The sequence below is a fragment of the Mammaliicoccus sp. B-M6 genome (assembly GCF_022386965.1).
Taxonomy (GTDB): Bacteria; Bacillota; Bacilli; order Staphylococcales; family Staphylococcaceae; genus Mammaliicoccus; species Mammaliicoccus sciuri_A.
On the sequence record NZ_JAJNHJ010000006.1, the window covers coordinates 1 to 11,848 of the forward strand.

At 32.3% G+C, this 11,848-nt stretch carries 13 protein-coding genes; 1 reads left to right on the forward strand and 12 read right to left on the reverse strand.

Going from position 1 to position 11,848, the window contains the following annotated elements:
* Positions 1–122: 122 nt before the first annotated feature.
* Positions 123–944 carry an inositol monophosphatase family protein gene (locus LQ693_RS03385; RefSeq protein WP_025905163.1) on the reverse strand — a complete coding sequence of 274 codons (822 nt, stop codon included), beginning with the start codon at positions 942–944 and terminating at the stop codon, positions 123–125.
* A 104-nt stretch (positions 945–1,048) separates the two neighbouring features.
* Between LQ693_RS03385 and LQ693_RS03390 the strand changes: the two genes are divergently transcribed.
* A complete protein-coding gene (locus LQ693_RS03390) occupies positions 1,049–1,660 on the forward strand; it encodes a YktB family protein (protein ID WP_107565776.1) in 612 nt (203 codons plus the stop codon).
* A gap of 53 nt (positions 1,661–1,713) precedes the next feature.
* On the opposite strand, the gene LQ693_RS03395 is transcribed toward LQ693_RS03390, so the two are convergent.
* From LQ693_RS03395 to LQ693_RS03445, 11 genes are all read right to left on the reverse strand, one after another.
* Positions 1,714–2,232, reverse strand: coding sequence for a DUF4064 domain-containing protein (locus tag LQ693_RS03395; protein WP_107565775.1), 519 nt, complete (start codon positions 2,230–2,232; stop codon positions 1,714–1,716).
* A gap of 47 nt (positions 2,233–2,279) precedes the next feature.
* A complete protein-coding gene (locus LQ693_RS03400; protein WP_204191204.1) occupies positions 2,280–3,269 on the reverse strand; it encodes a DUF4064 domain-containing protein in 990 nt (329 codons plus the stop codon).
* A gap of 81 nt (positions 3,270–3,350) precedes the next feature.
* The gene (locus LQ693_RS03405) at positions 3,351–4,424 is read right to left on the reverse strand and encodes an ABC transporter substrate-binding protein (RefSeq protein WP_119494921.1); all 1,074 of its coding nucleotides are present in this window, start codon (positions 4,422–4,424) and stop codon (positions 3,351–3,353) included.
* Positions 4,421–5,233 (reverse strand): ABC transporter permease, encoded by an 813-nt coding sequence (locus tag LQ693_RS03410; RefSeq protein ID WP_025905168.1) that lies wholly within the window; start codon positions 5,231–5,233, stop codon positions 4,421–4,423. Before LQ693_RS03410 ends, LQ693_RS03405 begins: the two co-directional genes overlap by 4 nt.
* A gap of 1 nt (position 5,234) precedes the next feature.
* Positions 5,235–6,038 carry an ABC transporter permease gene (locus LQ693_RS03415; protein WP_107565772.1) on the reverse strand — a complete coding sequence of 268 codons (804 nt, stop codon included), beginning with the start codon at positions 6,036–6,038 and terminating at the stop codon, positions 5,235–5,237.
* Positions 6,031–7,128, reverse strand: a complete 1,098-nt coding sequence (locus tag LQ693_RS03420) for an ABC transporter ATP-binding protein (RefSeq protein WP_107565771.1) — start codon at positions 7,126–7,128, stop codon at positions 6,031–6,033. The genes LQ693_RS03415 and LQ693_RS03420 overlap by 8 nt, the downstream gene beginning before the upstream one ends.
* A 10-nt stretch (positions 7,129–7,138) precedes the next feature.
* The gene (locus LQ693_RS03425; RefSeq protein WP_025905171.1) at positions 7,139–7,681 is read right to left on the reverse strand and encodes a helix-turn-helix domain-containing protein; all 543 of its coding nucleotides are present in this window, start codon (positions 7,679–7,681) and stop codon (positions 7,139–7,141) included.
* A 114-nt stretch (positions 7,682–7,795) separates the two neighbouring features.
* Positions 7,796–8,068 carry a UPF0223 family protein gene (locus LQ693_RS03430; RefSeq protein WP_103360510.1) on the reverse strand — a complete coding sequence of 91 codons (273 nt, stop codon included), beginning with the start codon at positions 8,066–8,068 and terminating at the stop codon, positions 7,796–7,798.
* A gap of 64 nt (positions 8,069–8,132) precedes the next feature.
* Positions 8,133–9,539: a dihydrolipoyl dehydrogenase gene (lpdA, locus tag LQ693_RS03435; protein ID WP_025905173.1), complete on the reverse strand. Its 1,407-nt coding sequence runs from the start codon at positions 9,537–9,539 to the stop codon at positions 8,133–8,135.
* A 2-nt stretch (positions 9,540–9,541) separates the two neighbouring features.
* Positions 9,542–10,828 carry a dihydrolipoamide acetyltransferase family protein gene (locus LQ693_RS03440; protein WP_107565770.1) on the reverse strand — a complete coding sequence of 429 codons (1,287 nt, stop codon included), beginning with the start codon at positions 10,826–10,828 and terminating at the stop codon, positions 9,542–9,544.
* A 42-nt stretch (positions 10,829–10,870) separates the two neighbouring features.
* Positions 10,871–11,848: an alpha-ketoacid dehydrogenase subunit beta gene (locus LQ693_RS03445; protein ID WP_025905175.1), complete on the reverse strand. Its 978-nt coding sequence runs from the start codon at positions 11,846–11,848 to the stop codon at positions 10,871–10,873.

Genomic DNA, 11,848 nt, shown 5'->3' on the forward strand with positions numbered 1-11,848 from the left:
TAGTTTAATCATGATTTTAGTGGAAAATATTAATCCATATAAAAAAACAAACTGAACTTATAAATTTAAGTTCAGTTTGTCCACAGTCTGAGGCTTAAACAATAATTGTTTAAGCCCACTTCCTATTTTCCTTTAAATCTTTCTGTATGAATTTGTTCTAACATTGTCTTATATGGTAAGAAGTATTCATTCAATAGTTCTTGGTGAATTTTTTTATTGCCTATTAGTATTGAATTGGCTTCTAATATATTTAAGTGTTCTCCTAATTGGTTTGTTACAACTGCGCCTACTTCTTCTGCAATTATTAAGCCTCCTGCAAAGTCCCATGGATGTAATCGCATTGTTAAATACGCACTTGTATTGCCTTTTGCAACGTTAGCAAAGTCTAATGCTGCTGATCCGTATGCTCTTGTACTTCTTGCTTGATCAACAATCGGCATATAGATTTTAGCTAATTTTTCTTTTGTTAACCATAATGGATTTGTTGAAATTAAACTGGTCTTCAAATCAGTATCTTCTAATGGTTTAAGTTGTTCATTATTTAACCATGCCCCTTTACCAGCTATGGCGTGGTACATTTTATCGTTCATGACATCATATACAAATCCTGCATATTTTTCGCCATCAATAAAAATACCGATTGAAATGGCAAAATTCTCTTGTTGATGTACAAAGTTTAGCGTGCCATCTATTGGGTCAACAATCCATAAGACGCCCTCTGTATTATCAATATCTGTGCCGTGACCTTCTTCTCCTAAAATACGATGTTCTGGATATGTAGATTTAATTTGATTAAATAATCTTTCTTCTGTTTCTTTATCTATATTTGTCACTAAATCATTAGGATTTGACTTTGTTTCTATTTGAATATCGTCATCTATTGAATCACGAATAATTTGACCCGCTTCTTGTATTATTTGATAAGCAAATTTGTATATTTCCATGACAAAACCTCCTATGTTATTTTTATATTAGCATTGTTCTTTATATATTCAAAAAAATTTATGATAAAATATTGTTAAGTACCACAGTTATAAGGAGGACAACTATGACTAAGTATACGTTTAAACAAAAAGATTTTAAAGTTTTTAGTGTTGAAGGTTTAGAAAATAGGATGCAAGCACTAGACGAACAAGTAAGACCACAATTACATGCTTTAGGTGAAAGATATACAAAATATTTAACTGAACAAACTGGAGATACATTCCATTACCATGTTGCAAAACATGCGAGAAGAACTGTTAATCCCCCTAAAGATACTTGGGTAGCATTTGCAACTAATCAACGTGGATATAAAATGTTACCACATTTTCAAATTGGTTTATTTGAATCACAATTATTTATAATGTTTGGTGTTATGCATGAAAATAAAAATAAAGGTCAAATGGCTGACTTTTTAAATAAAAACTTTAACTTATTAGAAGACTTACCTAGTGATTATTCATTATGTTTTGATCATTATAATATTGATAAATCTCCTATTGATTCATTATCTACAGAAGATTTGAAACATCATATAAAGAGATTAAAAGATATTAAAAAAGCTGAGTTCTTCGTAGCACGTACTTTAGATCCTAAGTCTGATGTATTAAAAACAGATAAATCATTTACTGCATTTTTAGATGAAACATTTGAAGAATTAATTAAATTTTATAGTTAATACTTAAAACAACAGCCCTTCAGTTCAATTCTGAAGGGCTGTTGTTTTATTAATTAATAAATATATGGGTCGTCATCTTTTTTCTTTTTATCTTCTGAATTAAACTGACTTTGTTGATGATTGTTATCGTCTAAATGATTATGGTCATTTTGGAAATTCACATCTTCAAATTGATGATTTTTTTCTTTTCTCACTAATAACATAATACCTGCAATAATTAATACAAGGAATGAAATAATGTTAAAGATAAGTATTGAAACAAGACCACCAAGTATAGCTGATATACCAGATAAAATTCTTTGTTTTTTTACAAATACTAATGCCACTATCGCTAATATAATACTGATGATTAGAATAACAAGCGCATAATTTATTAAACCACTCATAACCGATGATAATTCATCCACAGACACTTCATTTTGCAAATCTGGATTATTTTGCATTTGTCGCTCAAATTCCATTTTAAATTCAGCAGTATTTGAAAAAGATTTCGTTATAAATGCCATTACAATTCCAATTAATGAAAACACAGCACCTACGACAAGTAATATATATTCTGTTGTTCTTTTCATTTAAACCCTCCTAAAATTTGTCAATTATCATTATCTCAATCTGAATTTTATTTATCAAGTTTATGATCGTTTTTTTCTATATTTTGTTCGTCTTTATTTTTTTCTTCAAAATATTTTTTCTGTTGTTGCATTCTTTTTTCGTAATTCTTTCTTCTTTCAATTGTTGCATTAGGTTTTACTTTTTTAGGTTTCTTTTCTTTTTTCAGTTTATCAGGTTGAACTTGATACTCATCTGATTGTGTTGTTTCATAATTGTATGGATCTTCATGTCTTTGACCAATATTCTCTTGTTGATCAATATCGGACTGATCTGCATCATCTAAGTTTTCAACATTTGTTTCTTCTTGCTGATTTCTTTGTTTTTTATTTTGATGCTTTTTACTACGAGAAAGTACTTCCTCACTATGAGTCGTTTCAGTTTGTTCTACTGAGTCAACTTGTGCCGAACGCTCTTTCTCTTGTAGTGGTTCTTCTACATGTTCTTCTCTATATTGCTGTTTAGGTTCAACTCGTTGACGTTCTCTAGGCTGTGGTGGAATATTTTCGCGTTGATTTTCATAATAAGGTTGTTGTGGTGCCATACCTTGAACTGGTAATATTTTATCTTTTCTTACGAATAATAAAATACATACAATAAAGAAGAATAATGGTACAAGCACAATAAATAATGGAATTGTAATAATTGCTAAAAGTAAAAATACAAAAGCAGAAAATATTCTCCATCTCATTAAAACTAAACCAATAAATGAAAATATTAAAACAATAATCAAATAAATTATAAATAACCAAATACCATTTTGAATATTGAGTGCTACTTCACTAGCAGACATTAATTGTCCATTAGTTGTAATATTAATATTTAGTCTATTAATTAAAGTTTCTAGCCTATTTATATTTTCTGGATTATTTAATACGACAAGTGCAGCAAATAAAGATAAAGCTGTTATGCCCAATAAGATAATCCAAGCAAACCAGCCGAGAAATTTTTCTACACCTCTACCAACTGGCTGTCTCACATGTTCTACATATGAATTCATCATGTTTACCTCCTAATAATGAATTGGTTTTAATTATAACAAAAAAAGGGCTTTGTTTCTCACAAAGACCCTTTATAATGACTAATTAAGCGACATTTTAAATTTTAAAAAGGCTTCATTATACGCTACTATATTTTCTTTTCCTAAATCTTCATAAACTTCAAGTTTATTTCTTACTGAAGAATCAGGATAGAAACGCTCATCTTCTCTAACACTCTTATCTAAAAGATTATAAGAAGCTTTGTTTGGCGTTGCATATCCAACCCATTCTGCATTTTGCTTTCCATTCTTCTCTTCTAATAAGAAGTTAATAAATTTATGTGCGCCATCAACATTCTGTGCTGTCTTAGGTATAACGATATTATCAAACCATAAGTTTGAACCTTCTTTAGGTACGACAAAATCTAATTTATCATTTTCAGTCATGATATCAGCTGCCATACCACTCCAAACAACGGCTACATCCGATTCATTCTGAACCATCATTGTATTAATTTCATCGCCTACAACACCTCGAACATTAGGTGATAACTTAATTAATTTATCTTGTGCTTTTTTCAGTTTTTGTTTATTTGTTTCATTTAAACTTTCATTCATACTATTTAATGCAAATCCTATACCTTCTCTTGATCCATCAACAATTAATACATCATCTTTAAGACGCTTATCCCAAAGACTATTCCATGTGTTAAAATTGATACCTTTCATTGTTTCAGGATTGTACAAAATACCTACTGTTCCCCAAAAATAAGGTACGGAGTATTTATTTCCTGGATCAAATGGTAGATTCATAAAATCTTTATCAATATTTTTTAAATTCGGTACTTTTTTATGATCAATTGGTATTAATAACTTTTCTTTTTTCATTTTTTCAACAGTATACTCACTTGGCACTGCAACATCATATGCTGTACCACCGTTTTTAATTTTAGCCATCATCGCTTCATTTGAATCAAACGTTTCGTATACGACTTTAATACCTGTTCGTTTTTCAAATTTTTTCGTTAAATCTGGGTCAATATATTCTCCCCAGTTATATACATAAATGACATTCTTTTTTCCTTTAGAAGGAGGCGGATCAATTAATTTAGTAGATAACATTAACAATGCCCCTACAACAATTGAGATGCCGACTAACTGTATTAATTGTTTCATCTTATAATGCCCCCTCTTTTTTCAAGTCTTTTTTGTTGGCTTCTTTTTAAGAAATAATATCCTAAAATCAGTATCATGACTAACGCAAATAGTAATGTAGAAATCGCATTGATTTCCATCGTAATACCTTTTCTAGCCATTGAATATACTTCAACAGATAATACGCTAAAGCCACTACCTGTCACAAAAAAGCTCACTGTAAAGTCATCTAACGAGTACGTAAGTGCCATAAAGAATCCACCAATTGCACCAGGTAGAATATGAGGTATCACAACTTTAATAAGTGTTTGCCATGAAGTTGCACCTAAATCTTTAGCAGCGTCAATCATAGATGTATTCATATCATATAGCTTAGGAAGTACTAAAAGCACGACTATTGGTACACAAAATGCTATATGAGATATTAATACTGACCAGAAACCAAGCCCCATACCTGTATAGTGACCAATAACAGTAAATAACAGTAAAAATGATGATCCGATTACAACATCAGAACTTACCATTAAGATATTATTCAATGTTAATAATCCGACTTTTAATTTTTTATTTCTTAAGTAATAAATACCTATCGCGCCACATATTCCGATTAAAGTAGAAATACTCGCGGCCAACAATGCAATCGCAATGGTATTCACAATAATCACTAACAAGCGTTTATTTTGAAACACTGATGTGTAATGATCAAAAGTAAAGCCTTTAAAGTGCGTCATGTTACCTGCACCGTTAAATGAATAAAATATTAAGAAAAAGATAGGCAAGTATAGAAATATAAGTATGATTGTAAAATAAATTTTTCCTGTTAATTTCATACTATACCTCCTTATTCTCTGATTTAGATTTCGTAATAATAAGTATAAGTGCCATAGCTAATATTAAGAACACAGCTATCGTAGAACCCATACCATAATTTTGTGTAACTAAAAACTGTTCTTGAATTGCTGTACCTAAGTTAACAACTTTATTACCTGCGATTAAACGTGTAATCATAAATAATGATAATGCGGGTATAAATGTAATTTGAATACCCGTTTTCACACCTTCTAATGTTAAAGGCACGATTACATTTTTAAATGTTGTAAAACTATTTGCACCTAAATCTCTTGAAGCTTGTAATAAATTCTCTGGTATTTCATCCATTGAATTAAAGATTGGTAACAGCATAAACGGAATATAAATATAAACCGAAACAATGATAAACGCTGTACTTGTAAATAATAATTCTGTTGATGGTACGTGAAATATACTTAAGATTTTATTTAATAAACCATCATGACTAAGAATACCAATAAAAGCATACGTTTTAAGTAACAAGTTAATCCAAGTTGGCAATATAACAAGCAATAATAATATATCTTTATGTTTCGCATTTCTTAGTGTTAACGCTAAAGGATAACTAATTAATAAACAAAAGAAAGTAATAACTAATGCATACCAAGCTGAACTTAAAGTCATTTCTAAATAACTACTTGTAAAAAAGTTTCTGTAATTCTCGAATGAAAAGTGTCCATGAATATCAAGTAATGATGCATAGAAAATCATAGCAATCGGAACGATAATAAATAATACTATCCATATCATGTAAGGTACGAGTAATAATGATTTTATTTTATGCATGTTCCTCATCCTCATAGCTTTCAATTCGACGATCAAATTCTTCTTCAGTTTCACCTGGCAACATAATATGAATCGCTTCTGAATCAAAATCAAGTCCTACTGTTTCACCGATTGTTGCTTTTTTCGTCGTTTGGATAATCCATTCATTTCCTTGCGCATCATAACAACAAATTTCATAATGAACACCTCTAAATAATTGAGAGTCAACTACTGCAGAGATACGACCTTCATTCTCTGATTTAATCGTGATATCTTCTGGACGAATCACGACGTCAACTTTAGCATCTTTCTCAAATCCAGCATCTACACATTCATATGGAATACCGTACATTTCAACAACATAATCCCGTTTCATAACACCTGTAACGATATTAGATTCTCCAATGAAATCAGCTACGAATTTATTAACAGGTTCGTCATATATGTCGACAGGCGTACCACTTTGTTGAATTTTACCGTCTTTCATAACAAATATGTAATCACTCATTGCTAATGCTTCTTCTTGGTCATGTGTAACAAATATAAACGTAATACCTAGTCGTTGTTGCAATTCACGTAATTCATATTGCATTTCCGTTCTTAACTTTAAGTCTAAAGCTGATAATGGTTCATCAAGCAAGATAATTTCAGGTTCATTCGCAATTGCTCTAGCAATCGCAACACGTTGCTTTTGCCCACCACTCATTTCAGTGATTTTACGTTGTTCATATCCTTCAAGTTTTACTAATTTTAATGCTTCTTTTACTTTAGTTTGAATATCTTTTTTATTTAACTTTTTTATTTTTAGTCCAAATGCTACATTGTCGTATACATTTAAATGAGGAAATAATGCGTAATCTTGGAACACAGTATTAACTTTCCTATTATTTGCTGGCACTTTATTAATAATATTATTATTAAACAAAATATTACCTTTAGTTGGTGTTTCAAATCCTGCTATCAATTTTAAAATAGTTGTTTTACCACAACCTGACGGACCTAATAATGTATAAAATTTACCTTCTTCAATTTCAAAACTGACATCATCTAATACTTGCGTGTTATTAAAGTTCTTTGAAATGCCTTCGAACTTTATGATTGGTTGTTTCATGCCTTACCTCCTATAAATACGATTCTGTAGCTACAATCAATACTTCAGCATCTTTGCTAGATTGATTTAAAAACTGATGCGTTTCATGCGCTTTAAAATAAAAACATTCTCCACTTTTAGCAGTATATGTTTGATTCCCTATATTCAAAGTTATGAATCCTTTTTTAACATATGCAAATGTTTCAGAATTTGATGGGCTAAATGCTTTATATTTAGATCCACTTTTCAAAGTGATAATTACAGGTTCCATTTCAAATTCATTGGAATCTGGAACGAGCCATTTTATTTTGTAACCTAAATCATATTCATCATATATCGTGTGTTCTTGTTCAGGATAATGTATACGAGCTTGATACAATTTCTCATTAAAAAACTCACTCGGTTCAACCCCTAATACATCTAAAATATTCAAAAAAGTCTCCATAGATGGTGAAGATAAATTTCTTTCTAATTGCGAAATATATCCTTTAGATAAATCTGTACGCTCTCCAAGTTCTTCTTGTGTTAGGTTCTTTTGATACCTTAAATTTTTAAGTTTTTCTCCTATATTCATAAATCCCCCAAGAAAGTGTAATGTTTACTTTTACTAAACATTAAGTTTAGTACCGTTAATAAAATAACAGAAATCATTTTATAGTTCAACACTTTTTTGGGGGATTTTATAATATTATTTAACTGAAATCGTTGTCGCTTCTTTATTCTCTTTTAAAGCTTTAACAACTTTATAGCCATCATAACCACTTTCTTCTTTGAAAGCTTTATAAAAATTATTCTCATCAGCTTTACCAGGAATAATTTTTTTAAAATTTTTATATGCTTGGTCTAATTGTTCTCTATTTGCTTCACTTTCATATGCATCTTCTATAAGATTATAGAAAGCCATCACTTCGAGAATCTCTTCTTGCGTCCAATCCACATCTATTGGATAACTGTACTCCATGTTTTTTACTCCTTTACAAAAAAAGGCTGGGACATAAATATGTCTCAGCCTTATATTTTTATGATTACATTGTATGGATAGGTGTTCCTAATGCTACTTCTGCAGCTTCCATAGAAATTTCACCTAATGTTGGGTGAGCATGAATTGTTAATGATACGTCTTCAGCTGTCATACCTGTTTCAATTGCTAAACCTAATTCAGCAATGATATCTGAAGCGCCTGTACCAGCAACTTGTGCACCAATTAGAAGACCATTTTCTTTTAAAGCGATAAGTTTAACGAAACCAGCAGTTTCATTTAATGCTAATGCACGACCATTTGCAGCAAATGGGAACTTAGCAGCTTTAATTTCTAATCCTTCTTCTTTAGCGCTAGCTTCTGTGTAACCTACTGTAGCTAATTCTGGCTCAGTGAAACATACTGCAGGAATACCTAAGTAATCTACAGCTGATTTTTCACCAGCAATTGCTTCAGCAGCAACTTTAGCTTCGTAACTTGCTTTATGAGCAAGTGGAGGTCCAGCAACGATATCACCGATTGCATAGATATTGCTAATTGAAGTACGGCTTTGTTCGTCAACTTCAACTAAACCACGATCTGACATTTTTAGACCTAATTCTTCAAGACCTAATTCATCAGTATTTGGTCGACGTCCTACTGTAACTAATACATAGTCAGCATCGATTTCTTTTGTTTCTCCGCCAGCTTCGTAAGTAACTTTAACGCCGTTATCAGTTTCTTCAGCTGATTTAGCCATCGCTTCTGTTACGATTTCTACACCTTTAGCTTTAAGACCTTTTTTAACGATTTGAGTCATTTGCTTTTCAAATCCGCCTAAAATGTCTTTAGCACCTTCAAGGATTGTTACTTCAGAACCAAAGTTAGCATATGCAGTACCTAGCTCAGATCCAATGTATCCGCCACCTACTACTACTAATTTTTTAGGTACTTCTTGAAGTGATAATGCACCTGTAGAATCGATTACACGTTTACCAAATTTGAAATTAGGAATTTCGATTGGACGTGAACCAGTTGCGATAATAGCATTTTTGAAAGTATAAGTTTGAGATGCTTTTTCAGTCATAACTTTTAAGTTATTTTCATCTACAAAATATGCTTCTCCGTTAACAACATCGATTTTGTTACCTTTCATTAATCCAGCAACGCCGCCTGTTAATTTTTTAACAACGCCATTTTTGAATTCTTGAACTTTTTCGAAGTTTAATGCTACTTTCTCAGCTACAACACCCATATCTTCTGAATGTTGAGCATTGTGGAAACGGTGTGATGCTGATAATAAAGCTTTAGATGGGATACAACCAACGTTTAAACATACGCCACCTAATTCGCCTTTTTCAACGATTGTTACTTTTTGTCCTAATTGTGCTGCACGAATTGCTGCAACATATCCACCAGGACCTGCTCCAATTACAATAGTATCTGTTTCAATAGGAAAATCTCCAACTACCATTTTTACCCCTCCATTAATAATAATTCTGGATTATTTAATAATCTCTTAATATGGTTCATTGCATTTTGTCCAGTAGCACCATCAATTTGTCTGTGGTCGAAACTTAATGATAGTGATAATACAGGTGCAGCAATAATTTCTCCATCTTTAACGATAGGTTTTTGAGCAATACGACCGATACCTAAAATAGCTACTTCAGGATGGTTGATTACTGGTGTAAACCATTGTCCACCTGCTGAACCGATATTACTTATCGTACATGTTGCGCCTTTCATTTCGTTAGCTTGTAGTTTACCGTCACGTGCTTTAACAGCTAATTCGTTAATTTCATCAGAAATTTCGAACATTGATTTGTGATCAGCATTTTTAACTACTGGTACTAATAAACCACGATCAGTATCCGCAGCTATACCTATATTATAGTAATGTTTATGAACAATTTCACCATTTTCTTCATCAAATTCAGTATTTAATGCTGGGTATTTCTTAAGTGCAGATACTAATGCTTTAACAACATATGGTAAGAATGTTAATTTAGTACCTTGCTCAGCAGCAACTTCTTTGAATTTTTTACGGTGATCCCATAATTCTTGAACATCAATTTCATCCATTAATGTTACGTGAGGTGCAGTATGCTTAGAGTTAACCATTGCTTTAGCAATTGCTTTACGCATAGCTGGTATTTTCTCACGAGTTTCAGGGAATTCTCCTTCTGGTACTTGTGGAGATTGTACTGCTTGTGTATCTTCAGATGAAGTTTGAGCTTCTTCTTTAGCTGGTTGCTCTGTAGTAGCGCCACCATTTAAGTATGCTTCAACGTCTTCTTTTAAGATACGGCCATTTTTACCTGAACCTGAAACAGCTTTAATATTTACATCGTTATCACGAGCAAATTTACGAACTGAAGGCATAGCAATTACACGTTTAGACTCATCAACATTTTCTGATTGAGTTTCAGTAGTTGCTTCTTCTTTAGCTTCTTCAGCTGGTGCTTCTTCTTTAGTTTCTTCTTCATCGTCGTCATGACCTTTGAATTGTAAACCTTCTGCATCAGGTGCATCAATTTTAACAATTGTATCACCAACAACAGATACTGTACCTTCTTCAACCATAACTTCTTCAATTTTGCCTGCAACAGGTGATGGAATTTCAACGACAGATTTATCATTTTGAACTTCACATAATACATCGTCTTCTTGAATTTCGTCTCCTGCTTTAACAAACCATTTTACAATTTCACCTTCGTGGATACCTTCACCGATATCTGGTAATTTAAATTCGAATGACACGATTTTTTCCTCCTAAATATTAAATCCTTATTTTAATGCGCATTAAAACTCTAATGTTTCTTTAGCTTGCGCTACGATATCTTTTTTGTTTGGTAACCAAACACCTTCAGCTTGTGTGAATGGATAAATAGTGTCAGCAGCTGCCACACGTGCAATAGGAGCTTCTAATGAAAGAACAGCTCTTTCAGAAATTTCAGCTACAACATTTGCGCCAACGCCTGCTTGTTTTTGAGCTTCTTGAACTACGATTACACGGTTTGTTTTTTCTACTGATTTAACAATTGTTTCAATATCTAATGGTTGAACAGTGATTAAGTCAATAACTTCAACTGAATAACCATCTTTTTCTAAATCTTCAGCTGCTTTTAATGATTCTTGAACCATTGCACCATAAGTGATGATTGTTAAATCTGTACCTTCACGTTTAACTTTAGCTTTACCGATTTCTACTTCGTACTCTTCTTCAGGTACTTCTTCACGGAATGAACGGTATAACTTCATGTGTTCTAAATAAACAACTGGGTCATTACTGCGGATTGCAGAAATTAATAATCCTTTAGCATCGTAAGGGTTTGAAGGAATAACAACTTTCAAACCTGGAGATTGTGCTACTAAACCTTCTAAGTTGTCTGCGTGTAATTCTGGTGTATGCACACCACCACCAAATGGCGCACGGATTGTGATTGGAGCCACTTTAGAGTTACCTGAACGGAAACGGTGACGAGCTATTTGACCAGCAATTGAGTCCATAACTTCAAATACGAAACCAAAGAATTGGATTTCCATGACAGGACGGTAACCTTCAAGCGTTAAACCTAAAGCTAGACCACCAATACCTGATTCAGCTAGAGGTGTATCAAATACACGATCTTCACCGAATTCTTTTTGTAAACCTTCTGTTGCACGGAATACACCGCCGTTTACACCAACGTCTTCACCGAATAATAGAACATCTTCGTCTCTTTTTAATTCGTTTTGAAGCGCATTGTTAATCGCTTGAATCATTGTCATTTGTGCCAT